20 protein-coding genes are annotated in these 18,844 nt (G+C 51.5%); 9 read left to right on the forward strand and 11 right to left on the reverse strand.

Annotated features, from left to right (window positions below; all coding sequences use genetic code 11):
* Window positions 1-602: 602 nt before the first annotated feature.
* Window positions 603-827, reverse strand: a complete 225-nt coding sequence (locus tag ACYQ0R_RS14255) for a hypothetical protein (RefSeq protein ID WP_459825034.1) — start codon at window positions 825-827, stop codon at window positions 603-605.
* Window positions 828-1,059: 232 nt separating this feature from the next.
* On the opposite strand from ACYQ0R_RS14255, the gene ACYQ0R_RS14260 reads away from it, so the two are divergent.
* Window positions 1,060-1,485, forward strand: coding sequence for a hypothetical protein (locus tag ACYQ0R_RS14260; RefSeq protein ID WP_459825037.1), 426 nt, complete (start codon window positions 1,060-1,062; stop codon window positions 1,483-1,485).
* 436 nt (window positions 1,486-1,921) lie between these two features.
* Here the strand turns inward: ACYQ0R_RS14260 and ACYQ0R_RS14265 are convergent, their stop codons facing one another.
* Together ACYQ0R_RS14265 and ACYQ0R_RS14270 are read right to left on the reverse strand one after the other, a co-directional pair.
* The gene (locus ACYQ0R_RS14265; protein ID WP_459825040.1) at window positions 1,922-5,068 is read right to left on the reverse strand and encodes a PKD domain-containing protein; all 3,147 of its coding nucleotides are present in this window, start codon (window positions 5,066-5,068) and stop codon (window positions 1,922-1,924) included.
* A gap of 66 nt (window positions 5,069-5,134) precedes the next feature.
* Window positions 5,135-6,037, reverse strand: a complete 903-nt coding sequence (locus tag ACYQ0R_RS14270; protein WP_459825043.1) for a PGF-CTERM sorting domain-containing protein — start codon at window positions 6,035-6,037, stop codon at window positions 5,135-5,137.
* 400 nt (window positions 6,038-6,437) lie between these two features.
* Here ACYQ0R_RS14270 and ACYQ0R_RS14275 point away from each other — a divergent pair, with 400 nt between their 5' ends.
* Complete coding sequence (locus tag ACYQ0R_RS14275) at window positions 6,438-6,893, forward strand: TRAM domain-containing protein (RefSeq protein WP_459825046.1); 456 nt, start codon at window positions 6,438-6,440, stop codon at window positions 6,891-6,893.
* Window positions 6,894-7,022: 129 nt separating this feature from the next.
* Here the strand turns inward: ACYQ0R_RS14275 and ACYQ0R_RS14280 are convergent, their stop codons facing one another.
* Together ACYQ0R_RS14280 and ACYQ0R_RS14285 are read right to left on the reverse strand one after the other, a co-directional pair.
* The gene (locus ACYQ0R_RS14280; protein WP_459825049.1) at window positions 7,023-7,172 is read right to left on the reverse strand and encodes a DUF7837 family putative zinc-binding protein; all 150 of its coding nucleotides are present in this window, start codon (window positions 7,170-7,172) and stop codon (window positions 7,023-7,025) included.
* 485 nt (window positions 7,173-7,657) lie between these two features.
* On the reverse strand, window positions 7,658-8,275 hold the full coding sequence (locus ACYQ0R_RS14285; protein ID WP_459825052.1) for a hypothetical protein: 618 nt from the start codon (window positions 8,273-8,275) through the stop codon (window positions 7,658-7,660).
* 436 nt (window positions 8,276-8,711) lie between these two features.
* Between ACYQ0R_RS14285 and ACYQ0R_RS14290 the strand changes: the two genes are divergently transcribed.
* From ACYQ0R_RS14290 to ACYQ0R_RS14295, 3 genes are all read left to right on the forward strand, one after another.
* Window positions 8,712-9,323 (forward strand): helix-turn-helix domain-containing protein, encoded by a 612-nt coding sequence (locus ACYQ0R_RS14290; RefSeq protein WP_459825055.1) that lies wholly within the window; start codon window positions 8,712-8,714, stop codon window positions 9,321-9,323.
* 78 nt (window positions 9,324-9,401) lie between these two features.
* Window positions 9,402-9,884: a PIN domain-containing protein gene (locus ACYQ0R_RS16050; RefSeq protein ID WP_488193304.1), complete on the forward strand. Its 483-nt coding sequence runs from the start codon at window positions 9,402-9,404 to the stop codon at window positions 9,882-9,884.
* 330 nt (window positions 9,885-10,214) lie between these two features.
* On the forward strand, window positions 10,215-11,228 hold the full coding sequence (locus tag ACYQ0R_RS14295) for a two-component system sensor histidine kinase NtrB (protein ID WP_459825058.1): 1,014 nt from the start codon (window positions 10,215-10,217) through the stop codon (window positions 11,226-11,228).
* A 105-nt stretch (window positions 11,229-11,333) separates the two neighbouring features.
* Here ACYQ0R_RS14295 and ACYQ0R_RS14300 read toward each other — a convergent pair whose 3' ends face one another.
* The 3 genes from ACYQ0R_RS14300 to ACYQ0R_RS14310 all read right to left on the reverse strand — a co-directional run bounded on the left by ACYQ0R_RS14300 (window position 11,334) and on the right by ACYQ0R_RS14310 (window position 13,422).
* On the reverse strand, window positions 11,334-12,101 hold the full coding sequence (locus ACYQ0R_RS14300) for a DICT sensory domain-containing protein (protein ID WP_459825061.1): 768 nt from the start codon (window positions 12,099-12,101) through the stop codon (window positions 11,334-11,336).
* 192 nt (window positions 12,102-12,293) lie between these two features.
* Window positions 12,294-12,989: an IS630 family transposase gene (locus ACYQ0R_RS14305; RefSeq protein ID WP_459825791.1), complete on the reverse strand. Its 696-nt coding sequence runs from the start codon at window positions 12,987-12,989 to the stop codon at window positions 12,294-12,296.
* A complete protein-coding gene (locus ACYQ0R_RS14310) occupies window positions 12,949-13,422 on the reverse strand; it encodes a helix-turn-helix domain-containing protein (RefSeq protein WP_459821791.1) in 474 nt (157 codons plus the stop codon). Before ACYQ0R_RS14310 ends, ACYQ0R_RS14305 begins: the two co-directional genes overlap by 41 nt.
* A gap of 103 nt (window positions 13,423-13,525) precedes the next feature.
* Here ACYQ0R_RS14310 and ACYQ0R_RS14315 point away from each other — a divergent pair, with 103 nt between their 5' ends.
* The 3 genes from ACYQ0R_RS14315 to ACYQ0R_RS14325 all read left to right on the forward strand — a co-directional run bounded on the left by ACYQ0R_RS14315 (window position 13,526) and on the right by ACYQ0R_RS14325 (window position 15,725).
* Window positions 13,526-14,080, forward strand: a complete 555-nt coding sequence (locus ACYQ0R_RS14315) for a hypothetical protein (RefSeq protein WP_459825064.1) — start codon at window positions 13,526-13,528, stop codon at window positions 14,078-14,080.
* A 102-nt stretch (window positions 14,081-14,182) separates the two neighbouring features.
* Window positions 14,183-15,175 carry a DUF7983 family protein gene (locus tag ACYQ0R_RS14320; RefSeq protein WP_459825067.1) on the forward strand — a complete coding sequence of 331 codons (993 nt, stop codon included), beginning with the start codon at window positions 14,183-14,185 and terminating at the stop codon, window positions 15,173-15,175.
* A 271-nt stretch (window positions 15,176-15,446) separates the two neighbouring features.
* Window positions 15,447-15,725: a YgaP family membrane protein gene (locus tag ACYQ0R_RS14325; protein ID WP_209487239.1), complete on the forward strand. Its 279-nt coding sequence runs from the start codon at window positions 15,447-15,449 to the stop codon at window positions 15,723-15,725.
* On the opposite strand, the gene ACYQ0R_RS14330 is transcribed toward ACYQ0R_RS14325, so the two are convergent.
* Together ACYQ0R_RS14330 and ACYQ0R_RS14335 are read right to left on the reverse strand one after the other, a co-directional pair.
* Window positions 15,726-16,931 carry a glycosyltransferase family 2 protein gene (locus ACYQ0R_RS14330; RefSeq protein WP_459825070.1) on the reverse strand — a complete coding sequence of 402 codons (1,206 nt, stop codon included), beginning with the start codon at window positions 16,929-16,931 and terminating at the stop codon, window positions 15,726-15,728.
* 136 nt (window positions 16,932-17,067) lie between these two features.
* Entirely contained in the window at window positions 17,068-18,060 is a 993-nt protein-coding gene (locus ACYQ0R_RS14335; protein WP_209487235.1) for a transposase, read from the reverse strand.
* 27 nt (window positions 18,061-18,087) lie between these two features.
* On the opposite strand from ACYQ0R_RS14335, the gene ACYQ0R_RS14340 reads away from it, so the two are divergent.
* On the forward strand, window positions 18,088-18,462 hold the full coding sequence (locus ACYQ0R_RS14340) for a hypothetical protein (protein WP_459825072.1): 375 nt from the start codon (window positions 18,088-18,090) through the stop codon (window positions 18,460-18,462).
* A gap of 167 nt (window positions 18,463-18,629) precedes the next feature.
* On the opposite strand, the gene ACYQ0R_RS14345 is transcribed toward ACYQ0R_RS14340, so the two are convergent.
* Window positions 18,630-18,833: a DUF7837 family putative zinc-binding protein gene (locus ACYQ0R_RS14345; protein ID WP_459825075.1), complete on the reverse strand. Its 204-nt coding sequence runs from the start codon at window positions 18,831-18,833 to the stop codon at window positions 18,630-18,632.
* Window positions 18,834-18,844 lie beyond the last annotated feature (11 nt).

Genomic DNA, 18,844 nt, shown 5'->3' on the forward strand with positions numbered 1-18,844 from the left:
AACTACTAGTAGATCGTGCTGACCTGAAGATCGGTAGAAGACGGGGAGATATCGGTACACTCAGCAGTTATCGGTGGAGATCGAATCGGCTGTCGAATACGGGGGATGTGCAGCGCTTGACTGTCATCATCAAGAGTGGTCTTTGGGCGGCATCACTCATCGAGAGGCATTGTCATCAGAAACCCGAATGGAAATGACTGCTGAATATAGAGTGTGAGCCTTGTTTAGACGTGGTACAGAATCCTCCCGACAGCTGGTATCCACAAACGAAACCGGATCTAGAGACACTTAGAGGCTCGTTCTGTTCACCCGGCATAGACACTAATCGACGTCTCTCGGAGCGTCTAAACAAGGCCAATTCACCTGATGGCCATTATAAACGAAAAGAAGCGTGACATTCTCGAAGAGATCCGCACTGAGCAAAGGCACGGGTACAAACTGGCCGACGAGTTAAGAATCTCAACCGGCTACATCTACGTACATCTCTACGAACTCGAAGGGGCCTGTCGAAGTTGCGGAGCAAGAAGAATCCGGTCGCCAACGTATCTACTCCCACATCACCGACGAAGGAGAACAGCTTCTCGTCATTCTTGGCGTGTAGTTCACAGCCGTTCGTGAAGCACCTGAACAATTTTGCCTTCCAGCGGAAGGAAGATACCAAGACTATCTCTGTCTGTAGGCTCTTCAACGTAGCAGGCTTGGATGGCCTCAGAGACGCGCTCGTGCATTGCCACCAACTGCTCAGTCTCGACTTGGCGAAGGTCGCGTGGCATCTCTTCTCCATAGACATTAGTCACGACTTCATACTCCCTGTCAGTGAGTTCCATGGTACTCATGTTTGCCCGGGCGACTCCTGTCTTTGACGGTAACCGATACCAACCGGTGAGCGAAGAAAACCCGACCAGAATCATCTCGTCTGCTCCATCTGTTCCCGGTTCCACCCTCTCGGGACTGCTCTGAATACAGAGGATAGATGCAGCACGGCTCGCAAAGCCAACACCCGATTTGAAGGGACAACTATCCCACGGGATTATAAGCTGTTATGGATTAGATTATACTATGACAGAATCAGACATACTCCAAATCCGAGGAATTGGTGAGTCCGCAGCTGAGGCGCTTGTCAATGATGGAGTCACAACTCCGAACGAACTTAAGGAAACTCTACAAGAACTCAACCCTCCTGCGGGGCATATTTATTCAACTTTTCAGTTGGATGTAATCTCTGAACTCAACCTACCGACCATTGGTGATCGAGTTGTTACACAGTATACTCGTCAGACATTCACTGGTGATATGATTGTCTACGAGTGGGAGCGAGATTCAGAGACTTTCATTTTAGAACTCAAGAAAGAAGAAGATGTATTCCGGGCCAAGTGGGTTTCAACTTCTGAGGAGGAGCCTCTTCGATCAGAGCTCTATAATCAAAGGGATGACGCAGTGAATGCTCTAACCCGATGGGCTTATCGGCCCCCTGAGTCTGCATAGTTTGATTATCTGTCATCATCTCTTACTGTATTGACCACTGAATTCGCTTTGTGACAGGTATGCGCTGTGCAGCTCTCAAACGAGCTCTCTGTTCTCTGTCAGAACCGAAGTGCAAGACTCAGAGGATCAGTGTAGCACGAAAGGGTCGTTGTATTCACCTCAATAGTGGTGAGCTACCTACTCGCTTCATCTGTAGCAGAGGGTATGGGATTTCATTTTTAGACGGATTCATTTGGCTAGGATACTGGAGGTTGAGACACCAGACCGTGAAAATAATGCTGTCTGCTGGAGAGATATCGCAGAAGGAGTGGATGTCAACAAAAAGACTACCAAACGTCCATATCACAGGATGTGGTATCTGAACAAGAAGTGAGGACTACCTATCTACGGAGCCACCGTCGATAGAGCAAGATCATCCCTCAATTGAGCAGTTGAATCAGCCGTTTACAGAACGATGTCGTACGCCGATAATCAATAGCAGTAGGCTAGCCACGACAGATATCACGCCGAAGCCGGGGATGTCCTCATCAGAGGACTCCGCTCCGTTAACGCTGTCTCCCCCGGAATCATCTTCATTCCCAGTATCTTGTGACCCTCCTACAGTGACCTGCCACTCCTGTTCTTCGGCTGTATAGGTCACATTTTCTCCTCCGACTGGTTGAAATCTAACCTGATACGGAATAGTGAGTTGTTGACCATCAAGTGAGTCATCTTCAACATATATGTCTAGCCGCATCGACTCCTGCTGCCCGGGAGCGACTGTTTCTGTGGAGGTCTGTACAGCCGCATCACCTGTGGCAGCACCACTGGCAGCAGAAATGGAGATTCCGTCAGGTAGCTCTGCGACGATTTCAGTCTCAATCTCACGATTATTGACCTGTGGGTTCTGAACTGAAAAAGTCAGAATTTCAGTGTTGCCGTCAACATCTACCACTTCTGACGAGGACTGAACGGAAGCCGTTGGAATTGAATTAAACGTGTGTGTCTGAACGTTCCATTGTACAACATCGGACTTGCCCGCTGCGCCTTCCACTTCAACCTCCACAGTCTGCTGACCGACTTCCTCAAACTGATGAGCTGTTCGGAGCGTCTTGGATTCTACTGTACTCCTGTTAATGAACTCTCCGTCAACGTAGAGTATTTTTGTTGCGTCTGGCACTTCTTCGGTCTCTATTTCAGATATAAATGACCGGGTTTCGCCGTGATTGATATAAACCAATCTTGATTCGGGAGAGCTGCGAACTATCTCAAAGTCCGGATTGTCAATTATATCTGCCTCGTCTCCAACTCGGAGGCTTTCACTGACTCTGTCAGCCTTCCCTCCCGTATTTTCAACCTCTAGCTCAACATTGTACACTCCAGCCTCATCGAACACGACATCCAGTTCGCTTCCGGTTCCCTGCGGTTCCCCGTTAATGTACCATTGATACTCTTCTATCGTGAGGTCAGGTTCTGTGGACACGGAGCCGTCAAAGACGATTCGTTCGTTTAACTCGGGATCAGACGGTGAGGACTCAAAGTCAGCCGTCGGGCCCTCTCCTCTAACACTGACACTGCTAGTGACTGAGTCGCTACGGTCAAATTCATCAGTTATAGTCAGCGTCACCTCAAACTCACCATAGTTTTCAAATGAGTGAGCAACTGATTCTCCTGAGTTACTACCATCATTACCGTCCGCAGTTTCATAACTCCAGTCATAGGTTACAGTATCCCCTGCTGGAATCTCTGAGTCAGACGCATCAAATACAATTTCCTCATTTGGTGCTGGGGCTGAGGAAGAGATATCAAGGACGGCTGTCGGTCCATCCCCACCTATATCAATAGTCTTTGTTGCTGAATCAGTTGCACCACCGTTATCAGTCACCTCCAGCTCAATTTCATACTCACCAACCCCCTGATATAACCCAGTTACTTTTTCACCGGAAGGGGAGCTACTGTCGCCGTCCCAAGCACCGTGTCTATCCTCCACACTCCAGTCATAACTGGTAATCTCACCTGCTGGGGCTTCCGACATCGACGCATCCAACTCAAACTCTTCATCAGGACCGGGATCAGACGGGGTTATTTCAAAATCTGCTGTCGGTCGCTCTGCGTCCACGGTAACCGTTTTGCTAACAGTATCGGTTGCCCCACCATTGTCGGTTATCTCTAATTCAATATCGTATTCTCCATAGCTATCGTATACTCCGGTCACTGTTTCACCGGAAGGAGAAGTGCTGTCACCGTCCCACGCTCCAAATCTGTCTTCCACACTCCAGTCGTAACTCGTGATCTCGCCAGCCGGTGCCGCCGACATCGACGCATCCAACTCAAACTCTTCATCAGGACCGGGATCAGACGGGGTTATTTCAAAATCTGCTGTCGGTCGCTCTGCGTCCACGGTGACTGTCTTTGAAATGGTGTCTGTAGCACCGCCATTATCGGTGACTTCTAATTCAATCTCATAGTCGCCATAGCTATCGTATACTCCGGTCACTGTTTCACCGGAAGGAGAAGTGCTGTCACCGTCCCACGCTCCAAATCTGTCTTCCACACTCCAGTCATAACTGGTAATCTCACCTGCTGGGGCTTCCGACATCGACGCATCCAACTCAAACTCTTCATCAGGACCGGGATCAGACGGGGTTATTTCAAAATCTGCTGTCGGTCGCTCTGCGTCCACGGTAACCGTTTTGCTAACAGTATCGGTTGCCCCACCATTGTCGGTTATCTCTAATTCAATATCGTATTCTCCATAGCTATCGTATACTCCGGTCACTGTTTCACCGGAAGGAGAAGTGCTGTCACCGTCCCACGCTCCAAATCTGTCTTCCACACTCCAGTCATAACTGGTAATCTCACCTGCTGGGGCTTCCGACATCGACGCATCCAACTCAAACTCTTCATCAGGACCGGGATCAGACGGGGTTATTTCAAAATCTGCTGTCGGTCGCTCTGCGTCCACGGTGACTGTCTTTGAAATGGTGTCTGTAGCACCGCCATTATCGGTGACTTCTAATTCAATCTCATAGTCGCCATAGCTGTCATATACTCCAGTCACGGTTTCGCCGGATGGCCGGGAATCGTCACCGTCCCACGCTCCAAATCTGTCTTCCACACTCCAGTCGTAACTCGTGATCTCGCCAGCCGGTGCCGCCGACGTTGAAGCATCTAACTCGAACTCCTCGTCAGGTTCAGGATCGGACGGGGTTATTTCAAAATCTGCTGTCGGTCGCTCCGCGTCAACAATGATCGTTTTTGTAATAGTATCGGATTCGCCAGAGTCATCTGTGACTTCTAATTCAATGTCGTACTCACCATAGCTGTCATACACTCCGGTTACGGTTTCGCCAGATGGCCGGGGATCGTCACCGTCCCAAGCTCCGAATCTATCTTCTACACTCCAGTCGTAACTCGTGATCTTACCAGCCGATGCTTCCGACATTGAAGCGTCTAATTCAAACTCCTCATCAGGTCCCGGCTCAGAAGGCGATATCTCAAACTCCGCTGTAGGTGAATTAGAGGCACTTGTTACCGTAATACCAACTGAACAAACAAGTATGAGCGCTATTAACAAAGGTATCGAGACGCGAATGTATGACACTCGCAATGGATTCATATAATACTATTTTTATCTGTTATTTGAACTTTTCTATGAGTGTATAAGCGACTACTCACTATCTCTCGTCACCTTAGATTTGAGCAGGTAAGCGGCTCCGCCGATCCCTGCGGCAGTAACCGGAACCCCAAATCCGGGAATGCTAACGTCTATGCCGCCGCTATCATCCTCAGCTTCTATTTCCTGTGGAGCCGGGTTCGGTGCCTCGACATCAATAGTATGTCTGATACCACTTTGCTGAACTGAATTTTCTCTGTTGCCCTCAAACCAGAGTTCGTAATCGGCGACAACAGTCACGTCGTCCCCTTCGTCAGCTCCCTGTGTATGAAGTTCTGCCCGAATATCACGGATCTCACCCGGTCTGACCTCAAATGTACCCACTACAAGATCTGATGTCGCTTGGTCCCAGTCAGCGCCGCCACCCCACTGAAACCCTGCATCGCTGAAACTGAACTCAAGATCAACCATGATTGTACAGTCTTCAGGCATCGTTGGATCTGGACGGAAGTTTGCTTCAACCACAGCGGGGTCATCCGTGGTGATCCGACTGTTGGGGGTTGTTATGCTGGTACGGCTCATTGTCGGTGACCCTTCGCATACCGCTACATCATCTTCTTCGTCGTCATCTGCACTCTCATCCGTCTCTTCCTCACCGTCATCTGCACTCTCATCCGTCTCTTCCTCACCGTCATCTGCACTCTCATCCGTCTCTTCCTCACCGTCATCTGCACTCTCATCCGTCTCTTCCTCACCGTCATCTGCACTCTCATCCGATTCTTCCTCACCGTCGTCTGTGTTCTCATCTTCTTCCCCTCCCTCACTATCAGATTGTCCTGATACACTTCCAGTCCCGGCGACGGCAGCAGTAGAGAAGGCGGTGGTTAAATATAGGAAAGCACGTCTGTTTGGTCTACGGGAGTCAGCACTCATTCGTGCGAGGTCATTTTTACTCATTATAATAAACACACATCTCAGGATATATAATGCTTCACCTAAATCTCTCTTGTATGAGAAACGTAGTTAGAGATGCTTGGTCGAACGGAGTCTCACAGCCGGGTCTTTTGACCCTTGGTTTGTTTAGTACGTGACCTTCATTCTGTGTAGTGACTCCTCTATCTTGTTGGTGAACGCCATTCGAATCGTGCTACATTCGCGCGCTATATCTTGCACGGCTCTCAGAACATCTCTCTGAGCTGGCAGAAATGTCAACGGCCAATTCGCACTACTCAGTGGCCAGCTGTATCAGACAAAAACTGTCTGAAGAATAGGACTTCAACAAAGCCGGAAGAGCACCAAAGCCGGAAGAGCACCAGAATATCTATTGACCAGCCATTCTAACTACTTTACTAGGTAGATGGATATCTCTGATAATCTGTTGTGTCTGTATTCAGCTCGTGTGATGGAAGAGAGTGATACGTACACAATCGAAGTCCCAAAGCGAGAGATTCGCCAAGAAAATATCCAGAGTGGAGAGACGTACAGAGTTGCAATTGTCTCAACTCCAGTCGACCAATCAGACTCGGAAGCTGATACGGAGAGTAAGGAGACACCAATATCTGACTCCTCTTCACCCCAGAGTCGTGATGGTCCAACTCGACCTCCTGTTTCGGAAGGTGAAACCCGCGAAGTTGAGATCGAAAATTTAGGCGACCAAGGCGATGGGATCGCCAAAATTGACCGAGGTTACGTCGTAATTGTGCCCGACACTGAAGTTGGTGAACGGGTTACCGTCCGTCTTGACGAAGTACGAGAGAATGTCGCATTCGCGGAGGTACTCAAACGTCACCACGATATCGCCCAAGAACAGTAGTAGATCTACCTGTTTTCCTTCCGAGCGACCCGCTTGATCAACACAGTATCGTTGATGGATGCTGGGCGCGGAGTGCGTTCGCTCAGAAAGGACCGGCGATGTTGATGGGGCCTAGCCGGTGATCCACAGCTACTGTGGTTGGACAGGCTCTTCACACTCGTAACATTCCGCAAATAGGCGAATTTCATCTTCCACCTCGTACTCAATGAGGGCCGCTTCTGCTGACACGACCGACTCACAAAACGGGCACGTCCCGATTTCCGATGCTGTGTTCGACATGGGGGGAGGAACTTGGAGCGTGTGACTCAGTTCCAAGTTCCACCTGAACTTCGATTCTCCGTAGATAAGTTTCTAAGGGTAGCATAGTGAAAGTGGTTGGTAATCTTGCTCAGCGAGCTACTAAGATCTCAGAATCAAACTGTGAGTGTCGTTGGTTTGGGCGTTGACCGACAAAGTGAACTCCGATATGGAATGTAGATCAACGGAGCTCGCCAGTTGGGGGAATCGATATAATGGCTGATCACCCACTAATTTGCTGTGGACCGACTAATAGTAGTTTCTCTGTATGCTGATCGGATAGGTGAACAGGGTCTTCCGTGGAAATCGCGTTGCACATTCAGAAACTACTAGTAGAGATCCACATACAGAGAATTGGCAGATCGGAGTCAAATACTTGAATAGAACTACTTGATATCTGATAGGAATTTGAGAGGCTGCTGAATACACAGCGCGAGTCTTGCACGAGGCTGATTCCAATTCCATTTCTATTCGATCAGATCGAAGGCTACACCAACCCCGGCGTCGGCTTCATCAACTGCCCACCAGACGAGCCGATACCGGCCAGTGAGCAGATCGTCGCAAGTCGACATCCCGTCGAGGGATCCTGTGTCGTCGTCAATGCCTGCTGTCGACATCTCCAACTCACGTTCGTATTGCCACCCCGGCGATTTCTCCTCCTCAGAAGCTGGGTATGGGATCTGCTCCCCCTTCCATCCGCGGATCTCTGTCCACCCCTCTTCTGTATGTAGTTGGAGATTGTAATTCATGGGTGATTGTGTCGGAGTTGGGTCGTCGGCAACAAGCGTGTGCGTCACGGTGACTGTTTCTCCATACCGTACGGCCGTATCCGAAACGCGGAGAGCATACACGGGGTCGTCCTGCGGGTACTCTCCCCACGCTAGTTCCGACTCGCTGAACTGTTGTTCGACTCGTTGCCAGCCCTCGGGGCAATCAAACGGCTCGGGCGTTACCGACGGATCCTCGGCCGGTTGGACGTAGCCTTCTAATTCCTCCGTGTCAGAAGTCTCCTCATTAACAAGACAGCCAGTGACCGAACCTGAGAGGACAACTCCAGCTGCTGCGACGTATTCACGCCGTTGCATATTACGTCGTTGCATCGAGAAGAAGATATACCCCGTGTACACCAAAATGGTTTTTTGACCGTCTAGTTGCTCGCTTATCTGATGGCATTTATACCCGTGAGACACAGCTGAAATCTACTTTCGCCGACTGCTGAATCCAACCTCTGTATCTTGCACGCCGTTCTTGACAGATGTAGGTAAGATCGTCGCCCTCGCTGGTATGTGAGTTCTCTGAATTGACTGATTCGGGGCGGTGCTAACAGGTATGGGAACCGTTGTATGACACCCTGAGACTATCCTACTACTCTTCTCAGTATCTTACACGCGGATCTTGACAAGAGTCGGATAGACACACTGTGCTTGGCCACAAGAACACACGAGTCTAGACATGATGAGCGGCTCGGTGAGAGATGGTTTGGGCAAACGCTTATAGTTTCGAGTTTCGTAACACTATACAATGAGCTACGAAACGGAGCACGTTCGGGGCGTGGACAACAGTATCGCACCGATCACTGGGGTGCCGACGTTTACTGAGCTACTGACGAATCCAGACCTTGCTACGCTCTATACTGCGATCCGCCATTCACCAGCTATTACTGCACCTGAACTCGTCGACCTGAGTACGATTTCGAAAAAGACGGTTTACGAGTATCTGGGAAAATTAGCACAGGCGGGGCTCATCACTGAGATCGAGGATGAGAGCAATCCGAAGCGATACGAAGCAGATGAGTTCGAGTTACAGCTGACGATTCGGGGGATGGAAGTGTCGATTACGCCTGAACTCGTTGCGGTCGTCGCACACGCCACCGAGTACCCTGTTATCGCGCGTGTCCGCGATGAGCACGGGCTGGTGACTTTTGCACTGGCTCATGATATGATTAAATCTCACAGCGTGGGTGACATCACAGTCCGGCAAATTGCGAGTCTCACCGATCTTTCACACGGAACGACCTACGACCTTCTGGAAGCCCTCTATGAGATCCACGATCTGGGTGATGATTCCGATCCAACGACATACACACCAGACGATGTCGTCGACGAGGACGACGATCTGCTGACTGAGCGATAGGCTAATGTACACGGCCAATATTGTTGATGCGGTGATTTTCGTAGTCTGGGCAAGTCACCGAATCCGCTTCTTGACTCGTTGCAGATCGCCGTAGCACAAGCCGACACGGAACTGTGGGTGCCAGCGTCGATCTATCGTGAACTGACGGATTATGGGACGGTGCCGGCGGTGAATCCATATCTGGATGCCGGAGTTGTAGACGGATGGATCCAGATTGCACTACCCCTGACTGCGAATCGAGATGAGCAATTTGAGTCGGTGGCCGATCCGGTTACACAGGCGCAACATCTCACGGATGACTTCCTGAATCAGCGAAGCAAGTATCCAGTGACGAATAACTGGCGGGATGCATCGATAGTCGCACTTGCGGTGCGACTGTTTGAGCAGAATGCCCGTATCCGAGTCATCACGCACACAGCAGACGAAGGGTTGGCACAGGCATGTGCTCGAATCCCACCTGAGTTTGGGTACTACGAGATCAAATCCCGGTACTATAATCCGCCCCACACAGCGAGAGACACCTTTCCGACCGTTGAGTCACTTACGTGGGACGGTCAGTAGTGCGCTATCTGACCCTCATTGGTTCTATTGATCCTCCCCGCTCTGCTGAGAATTTTTAGGGCTGATACAAACTCTGCGCTGAATACACGGCGCGGTTTAGCACTCGTCGTTGATGCCCTGTGAGCAATTCAGAGGCGAGGTCGCTCAACGGAGATGACGGTTTGTCGAGTAACCGAAAAGAACCTTGTGCAAGATGTAGAGGTTGTGGTCAGCTGTGGAATTGCGTTATTTTCCCCATCTAAATCTTGAATCAACCGATAGAACGTGCCTGCAAAGTCAGTGACATACAAATGAAAACCATTTATTAACAGTTGACGTATCCAATATACTATGGCCACAGATCGTTCAAACGATCTTTCGTCCGAGTTTTTCGCCAAAATGGTTGAATCCGTTGGTGTGGGCGTCGGGATCTACGGACAAGATGGTCGATATATCTATGTCAATCAGTCATACGCTGAGTTATTTAATGCATCACCATCAGAACTGATTGGAAAACCACTGTGGGAAATCGTTCCGGAGATAGATGCGACCAAATTTGAGGGGTATTGGGCATCGTTTGATGAGGGTGAGACGCGGAGGGACGAAGCGGTACACAAACACAATAATCAGGAAATTCCTGTGACGACAGTCACTACTCAGTGGTCAATTGACGGCACGCACTATCATTTTGGGACCATTAAGGACATCTCTGAACGGAAAGCCCGGGAGCAAGAGATTCAGCGGCAAAACGAACGGCTTGAGAATTTCGCAAGCGTCGTCTCTCACGACCTACGGAACCCGTTGAACGTCGCTCAAGGCTATGTTGATATTCTCCAAGAAGATATCAACCGAGATGAACTGCGGCTTATCGACAACGCACTTGATCGGATGGGTGTACTGATTACCGAACTTCTGGAACTCGCGCAGAGTGACGAGGAGGTGGGCGAGATGAGACCAGTGTCATTGAAAATGGTCGCAGAAAATGCGTGGTATAATGTACATACTCCGGAAGCGGTCTTGCACACACCTGAAGCGAATCAACGAGTAATGGCCGATGAATCTCGTCTACAGCAACTCTTCGAGAATCTCTTCCGGAATGCAGTTGAACACGCTGGATCGGACGTTCACGTGACTGTCGATACTATATCAGACGGGTTTTATGTAGCCGATGATGGACCGGGGATCTCGTCAGCGAAGCGTGACCGCGTCTTTGAGACAGGATATACAACCGATGAGAACGGGACTGGATTTGGACTGAGTATTGTTCAACAGATTGTCACTGGTCATAATTGGGAGATACAAGTAACTGAAAGTCCCGATGGCGGCGCACAATTTGAGATCACAGGCGTAGGTGACACTGTTTAACATCTTCCAGAAGTTGACGAGCATTGTGGAGTTTGTGAGTCCAGCACGACGACTGCTTTTGTCTCACGTCAAACGAAGAACGTTACTCTCTCGTTGGTATTAGATCTACAATTCCCGTTCGATGTATCGGTTGATCTCTTGAACAGTGTCTGGGTCGTACGTCCAGAACGCGTCCCATATGTTTGGCTCATCTTCTATCGCGAGAAGTGCAGTGTGCGGTGCCGACGGGGTATCGGGCACAAAGACGACAAACCACGAGTCCCGAAACTCTTGGCCCCACCCGCCGTGGATTGTCAGTTCGTACTCGGGGGGTGGCGTCCAGTCCGGGACCCCGTACACGTGTACGTCGACGTCGCTGTCACCGAGCCGCTCGTAGACTTCTCTCGTGCCTCGCTCGTCGTCGATACGTGAGAGCTGTTGGAAGGACGCACGGTGTTTTCCCGTGCCGTGCTCAAGCGCCGTCCGTTCGATGTATCGTGAGATGGTGATCAGTAGCAGTTTCTCTTTGTTCGACTCGGGATACCCACGCAACCGGAAGTGAGTCTCGTCGAGTGCTGTGATCACGTCCGGGAGATCAACCTCCTGAACGCTGCGCGCCCCGGTCGTATACAAGTCGGAATTGACTAACAGGATCGAGTCTGCAACTTCCTTGAGCGGTGACTCCGCAATAACCTCTCCGTCGTTCAACAAATAGACCCTCTCTGTCGAGGCGGATCCGGGTTCAGGGACCGTGACGGATTGTTTGACTTCTACTGACTGCCGATCAAATATCTGCGTCAACAACTCGTGTAGCTGCTCCGGCACATCGCCCCCAGCGACCGCGAGTGACACATCTGCTTGTTCACTCTGTGTGAAAAACTCACTGAGGCTCATGCTTTAAGATCAAATTGCGCTCAATATACTAAATTCTCACGCTGAACTGACATCTTCCCCCGTAGATCTACAATCTGTACCACATTCGCGCGCTGTATTCAGCATCTGACGAATGAACTCTCTGTTTTCTGTCAGGGACTCTCTAATCATTCCGATCAGGGGAGACTGAGTGTAGGTTCAGATGTGTTCTGACTAGTTCCTCGGCTCAACTGGATACAGCTGCCGTAGCTTGATACGAGCGTCACCGGTGGTAAATTGCCAGTCGATAGGTCGATCAAACGCATTGTGTCGCTCTTCCCACGCAGCGACCTCCGCTCGGAGCGTCGCTGCGTCATAGATACGCCGGTCAAGACACTGCCGTTTGAGCACACCAATCTTGATTTCGGCCATGTTCAGCCAACTTCCTCGCTTCGGCGTGTAGTGGAACTCGAATCGATCAAGATACGCTTTCGCTTGCTCCGGTGGGAAGAACTCGTAGAAGGCAGCCGGTTTGTGCGTATTGAGCTGATCCATCACAACCCGGATGCGATCAGCATCCGGGTAGTGAACATCTGCCAGCTCAACCATCCGGTCGATCCATTCGGTCGTTCGCCGTCGGTCTGTCACTTCGACAGCCACCCAGCCGGTCAACGGTTCAGTAGTGATGTGTAGCCGCTGTTTCCCGTTACGTTCGTAGCGATGATCGACACGAGCGACCGCTCCCGGTTCGGCCGGGAGCGGATCGCGTTCATGGCCACGAAGTGCCTTGCTTGACTCGTCAAAACAGATGACTGGACGAGTTTCGTTGTACGGTTCGTGGTAAAGAGCAAGCACGTCTTCCATGTAGTAGACGAACTCAGCGTCCAGTTCAGGCGGTATTTCCCAGTAGCTGGAGAGATGCGGTTTCAGGGCGTTTTTTTAGACGGTCTCGGACGGTTTCGTGAGAGATCGACTCGAAGTCGATCTCGTCGAGCATCACGAGTTCATCAGCGAGGAGATGGAGCGTCCAGCGGGAGTGTCCCTCTGGTGGCTCGCTGCAGGCGAGTTTGATCAGTCGCGCTTCAGCATCGCCATCGAGTTTGATTTCATACTCGCGGTCGGGCTTGCGGCGATGAATCGCCGCGAGCCCTCGCTCACAGTAGTTCTTCCGTGCCCGATATGGAGTAGCGATTGAGCAATCGAGGTGCTCACAGATCTTCGAATCTGTGAGCCCTTCGTCTGCTTTCAGGAGAATCCGTGCCCGCGTAATGTCCTCAGCTTTGTGCTCACCGGTCGAAATGAACCACTCGAGCGTCCTTCGCTCCTCATCAGAGAGATCAACAACGTGCTGTTTCCGGCTCATTCCTGTAGATACGCTCCCAGAGAGCTTAAACTAGACAGTCTAAGTCTGAAGCTACACTGAGAGTCTGGATAACAGCTTTGTGAGTGTGTGACTATCCCAAGATATGAACAAGTCCGATCCATCGCAGGTGCGCATTGAGGATCGGGAGGATGCACTCCGACTGTTGACCACGAGCGAGATTTCGCTGCCGGATGGATTGACAGTCAGGAAAATTCGGGAGCGTGGCGCATGGTGGCAGATCAATAAAGACGACTTCAGTTTCCGTCTTGAACGGCACCCCTCTCCACTGTTAGCTGCCTCAATGGCTGGAGGGCCAACACCTGCGCGCTGGCACATTCGGACCCGCTATCGCTACCACCTCCCCAGTGGCGAGTGGGAGGTGACAGAGCTCACCCGCGAGTTCTCGTTCGATGCAGCCCTCTTGATCGATTACGTGTTTGAGCGCGGGGCAACACGAGAGATCTGGCAGGACGCGGTTGCTCGAATTCAGGCGTCCGACGATCCTGAAACGGCGTTTGCTGAGGAGTTCGACCAGTTTATCGAGAGTTATCGCCAGCAGTGGCGTAACGTCCCTGCTGAGCAACGCACCGAGATGCTTGCGGTTCTTGAACAGGCTGCCCGCCACCGAGCAGGCATCGCTGAGGACGGCTCAGAGTAGGTTTCTAGGCGGCATACACTGGATGCGCTGACCGAAGGTCTTCTGAGGATTCCAGCCTGAACCGCCCGCAGACATTTAGCACCTGACCCTCTCCATGCAGGTATGTCGTTCCGAGTTAGCTGGCATAATCTCATCGAGCGGTTGGATGAGCTGCCAGAGGGAGCTACTCTCCGGACGCCACTGTCACACGACCGGTTTCGGATCACCGATGTCCAAGAGCACCGAGTCGTGATCCAATTTATACACAGCGGTGACTCACAGCCGCTCCAGCAGGACCAATTCGAGACACTATATCGCCGGATTACGGACTCCGAGGCGGGATTTGAGTTAGACCGACTCCCACCCAATGCGGACCCCTACCCAGCGGTGTGGAGTCTCCATCCACGCTTTGAGATCGATGAGGATGCCAGCGTGATCGTCGAAAAGGACGGACCGACCACTACCCAGATTCTCGACGCTGGGGACGAGCCAGAGAGTGAGCAGAAAGAACGAACTGAGCCAGACTTGGACGTATATGCGGATGCACTCTTGCTGGTTGATGTACTGGAGCGACACGAGGTAACCACTCTCGATGAGATGGATACGGACGTGCTGGTGAATCTCTACACGCTACTCTCGGATGTCCAACGGAACGCAAACGACCTCCGGCAGGATGTGAGCGATGTGCTTCTCAGCCGGCTCCATCACGATCAACCCGTCTCTGGACCGTTTGGGTCCGTCCAACGGACGACACGCAGAAATCGGTCGCTCAAACCCGATGAAGAGGTACTGGAGACGCTGGAAGAAGCCGGGATTGAGCGTGAGCGCGTGCTGGGCGTCGACCGGAGCAAAGTGGACGATGCAATTGAGGTCACACCCTTATCTGATAGTGATGTGTACGATATCGAAGAGTCAGCATATGTCCGGAAGGCCGAGGTTGACGAGGAACACAAAGAAACACGGCTGCAGGGGCTGAAAGACCAGCTGGCTGCTACAGAGGGGAACGAGGCGAAAGAGCTCCGTGGAGAAATCAAAGAGCTTGAAAATCGGATCGCGGAGCTAACCGAATTCAAATCCGGCTCACGATTTCACACACATACCCGAGGGGGGCCGTAATGAAGTCGCTTTCTCACTTCATGGGGCAATTCCTTGTGTTTGTATTTGTTGCAGGGTGTCATAGAACGGTTGGCATGCCCCTCTCGGGCTCCTCGAATCGTCTGATACAGGCAGCATCAATATCGGATTAGTCCTAATGGCGAAAAGTACCTAATAGAATACTATGGAGTCAGGCGCGGGAGATCTTTGTCAACCAGCTCGACAAAATCGTTAAGACAGCTTCCGTCCGCACAAAACATGGGATTAAACGGCCTCAGTACGTATGATGGGTATGGGAGACCGAGATCAGAACGTTGGCCGATTAGATAGATTGCTTCGAGTACCCCTCGGGGTGTCTGCCGCTGTTATTGCCGGCTGGGTATTTATAGCATACCCACTTGAAGTGGCGGTAGGAGTTTCCGTAATATTGCCGCTGGCTCTGTTGGCAGCAATCCTGCTTATTAGTGCGACAACAGGGACCTGTGGAATCTACGGTGTTTTCGGAATCAACACTTGTGGTGACGAAGTTTGTACTGAAGCTGACTCGGACGAAGCATGGGTAGCAGAATAGTCAGTTCTCATCGGGTTCGGTTTCCGCCTTGGTGTCATACTCGGACTCGTCTTCTGTGAGCTCCGGGTTACGCTCCTCAAGGGTCCCCGTGTCGATTGCTGCGGTCTTCTGAGTGACCTCGAAATCGTCTACTGGTTGCATAATTCCCCACAGGGCTCCAAGCGAATGGACAAGCACTGCAAGCGGAGTGACAACAATATATGCCCACCATACCTCGGGATATTTTCGATATTCAACGAGCCCGAAAATCATGTATAGGAAAACGATCCCAAACAGTAGTGCGGAAAGCAAGAGATATACACTGGACGATGGGATTGCTTCTGGAAACACGAAAGCGATGATACCGAATAATGGGATAACCGGTGACAGTGCCCACGTTACGATTCGTGTGAAAATGACTGGTTGATACCTTCGCGGCAGAAGATTGCGATCTTGGATCGTTCCAGAAACCCAGCGACGGCGCTGTTTTATCAGTGATTTGAGCGTCGGTGGTGCTTGATTCCGTGCTTTCACTGTCGCAAGTCGGTAGTCAATATTCGTGCGAGCGGCTGCACGCCAGATGAACGTCGTGTCCTCGGTGATTGACGGAACGTTCCATGTAATCTGCTCTTCTAACTCATGCCGTACGGCAACAGCCCCGCCCCAAGCGTACGCGGGATAGGCGACTTGATGAAACGCTCGTTGCTCGAATTGAAAGCCGATACGGAATATCTCACACACATATGTGAGCCGAGAGTGGGTCCGGAGTGGATGCTCGCTAAGTTGAATAATATCAGCTGCTGGCAACCCTGAAAAGCCACTGAGCAGGGTGTCTTCATCAAGATACAGAACGTATTCCTTCTCACACGGAATCTGTTGGCGGGCCCACTCAATTGCGCGCCCTTTCCGCTGTGCCGCACACTCGAAGTCATCCGGTACGACATGAACGTCAGCCCCGGCAATGTCAATATCTTCCTCAGCGATGACAAGTGGGTCAGTAATCTCGTCGGGAATAGAACTCACCGTTTGCTGTACGGTTTCTTCAGCAGCGATAGTGAGAACCCTGACTTGAATATTGTCCAATCCGACTTCAGTCTGGTTCGTGTCCTGCCAGCCGTACGAAAGAATGAATACCTGTATGAGCCACCATAACGAGGCACCGCCGTACAGCACTAATGTAGCCCAGAGAAAGACACTGAGCAACTGTGCTAACACAGCATCAGGCACGTTCGGAATAAGTAGAAACAGCGGGATAAAACTATGCCGGCCCGTATCAATCATATAACTGGAATAAACGATTCAACGCCGGCATCCTGACTAAAGCGCGCGTTGTATATTATATAGGCGTGTTATAGATTTCTTGTCACACCGTGATGATCGTGCTTCCCGGATTGTCTCCGCGTTCGTAGTTGGTGATTGCGACGACGAGGCGAAGGCACAAGGCAAGAAACACCTGTGCTCGTGCGTGGACGCGGCCTCGGGCGTGCGTCCGCCCGAGGCCGCAGTCTTTTACTGATTCGTTGGTTCGTTCGACTCCTGTCCGGCGGTTGTACGTCTCATCCAACGTGGACTGCTTCAGCTGAACGTCCTCGCTGTGTTGTTCGATGCGGTCTTCGACCCTGTACTCGATGTCCTTCGGGTCGTCGGTGTTTCGCGCGTTGTACGGGGCGACTGGCACGACCCCTGCGGCCAGCAGGTGGTCGTGCCAGTCGAGCGTGTCGTAGGCGCTGTCACCGACCATCCAGATCGGCTTGGTGACGGCGAGCGCGTCACGCGTGACGCGCATCGCCGTCTCCTCTGGCGCTTGCTTACTCTCGGTGAACTCGGCTTTAATCGGGATCTTTTGCCCGGTCGAGACGATTGTACAGCCGTAGCCGTAGTAGTACTCGTCGTCGGTTGGATCGTAGCACTTCGACGCGTCTTGATCGGCGGGCATCGCCCTCACATCGGTTGAATCGATACAATAAGTCAAGTCAAGCAGGCCGCGCCGGGCGGCCTGCTCGACGAGTCGGTCGAACACCTCGTCAACGACGTGTTCGAGGTCGGTGAGAAAGCGATCGACTGCGTCTCTGGACGGCGGTCGATCGAAGCCACAGCTGAGCCAAACGAGCGTGTTCCGAAGTTCTCGCTCAACGAGACGAATGCCGTAGATGTCGTGGTAGTAGCAATGGATGAAGCCACGCATCAACTCTGGTGGTTCGTGCTCTCGTGTTCGCCCCGTCTGCGCCGGGGCGAACACGTCGAACTCTTCGAGAAACTCGAAGGAGAGATGCTCAAACAACGCTAGCGTCTCGGTTTCCGCGACATTGAAGAACGACTCTATCGAAGGATCATCTTGTAGGGTCGCTAAACTCATCCACCTCAGCGTTCACCCTGCTCTTTAGTGTGCTACTCGTTCTATGACACCCTCTTTGTTGGAATATTTGCTCTTTTGAGCGTTCTGCAACTCATGGAGAGGGGTGCCATTCCATGGATTTCAATTGCTGGCATTGGAGTCATTATAGCACTTCTTGCTGGCCCGTTTGTCTGGCTACTGCGTGACCAATACTCTGAACAGCACAGAGAGCGTCTGACATTGGTCGCGTTTGGAGTCGTTATGATAGCTGCTCCGATCACACTTGGGCTTGCGCTGGCGTTCGGCGTCCCTGCGTACATCCCACCGTTTCAGGTTCTCATTGTCGGCGGTTTTATCGGATTCTTAGTTGCCTTCATAACAGAGCACACGGTAGTCCCCGAGAGGCTACGAGCTGCTCAATAGGAGAAACGTTCCACATGCGGAGATTTCTCTAACCACCAATGCAGTTCGCCTGCGGCGGAATGTATTCGATCTATGCCGTGTTCTATACGCAGCGTGATGGTGTCCGTAGCAGCTAGGTGATAGTGACTCGACAGTATGACATGAACAGTAGTTTGTGCGTGTTACAGCTACTGTGGCTGGACCGGCTCTTCACATTCGTAGCACTCCGCAAAGAGGCGTGTTCCCTCTTCAACCTCATATTCGATGAGCAATGCTCCGGCTGGAACAGCCGACCCACAGAATGGACACGTACCGAGTTTCGACACTGCATTGGACATGATGTGATGAGGAACGTGGAGCGTGTGACAGGATTCCAAGTTCCACGCTTGCATACGCACCCAGC

It is taken from the genome of Halorubrum luteum, assembly GCF_054652935.1.

Bases quoted from the DNA above. Each gene is read 5' to 3' on its own strand.
- ACYQ0R_RS14255 (WP_459825034.1), bottom strand. From the start codon at position 827: ATGGAACTCACTGACAGGGAGTATGAAGTCGTGACTAATGTCTATGGA.
- ACYQ0R_RS14260 (WP_459825037.1), top strand. From the start codon at position 1,060: ATGACAGAATCAGACATACTCCAAATCCGAGGAATTGGTGAGTCCGCA.
- ACYQ0R_RS14270 (WP_459825043.1), bottom strand. From the start codon at position 6,037: ATGAGTAAAAATGACCTCGCACGAATGAGTGCTGACTCCCGTAGACCA.
- ACYQ0R_RS14275 (WP_459825046.1), top strand. From the start codon at position 6,438: ATGGATATCTCTGATAATCTGTTGTGTCTGTATTCAGCTCGTGTGATG.
- ACYQ0R_RS14280 (WP_459825049.1), bottom strand. From the start codon at position 7,172: ATGTCGAACACAGCATCGGAAATCGGGACGTGCCCGTTTTGTGAGTCG.
- ACYQ0R_RS14285 (WP_459825052.1), bottom strand. From the start codon at position 8,275: ATGCAACGGCGTGAATACGTCGCAGCAGCTGGAGTTGTCCTCTCAGGT.
- ACYQ0R_RS14290 (WP_459825055.1), top strand. From the start codon at position 8,712: ATGAGCTACGAAACGGAGCACGTTCGGGGCGTGGACAACAGTATCGCA.
- ACYQ0R_RS14295 (WP_459825058.1), top strand. From the start codon at position 10,215: ATGGCCACAGATCGTTCAAACGATCTTTCGTCCGAGTTTTTCGCCAAA.
- ACYQ0R_RS14300 (WP_459825061.1), bottom strand. From the start codon at position 12,101: ATGAGCCTCAGTGAGTTTTTCACACAGAGTGAACAAGCAGATGTGTCA.
- ACYQ0R_RS14310 (WP_459821791.1), bottom strand. From the start codon at position 13,422: ATGAGCCGGAAACAGCACGTTGTTGATCTCTCTGATGAGGAGCGAAGG.
- ACYQ0R_RS14315 (WP_459825064.1), top strand. From the start codon at position 13,526: ATGAACAAGTCCGATCCATCGCAGGTGCGCATTGAGGATCGGGAGGAT.
- ACYQ0R_RS14320 (WP_459825067.1), top strand. From the start codon at position 14,183: ATGTCGTTCCGAGTTAGCTGGCATAATCTCATCGAGCGGTTGGATGAG.
- ACYQ0R_RS14325 (WP_209487239.1), top strand. From the start codon at position 15,447: ATGGGAGACCGAGATCAGAACGTTGGCCGATTAGATAGATTGCTTCGA.
- ACYQ0R_RS14335 (WP_209487235.1), bottom strand. From the start codon at position 18,060: ATGAGTTTAGCGACCCTACAAGATGATCCTTCGATAGAGTCGTTCTTC.
- ACYQ0R_RS14345 (WP_459825075.1), bottom strand. From the start codon at position 18,833: ATGCAAGCGTGGAACTTGGAATCCTGTCACACGCTCCACGTTCCTCAT.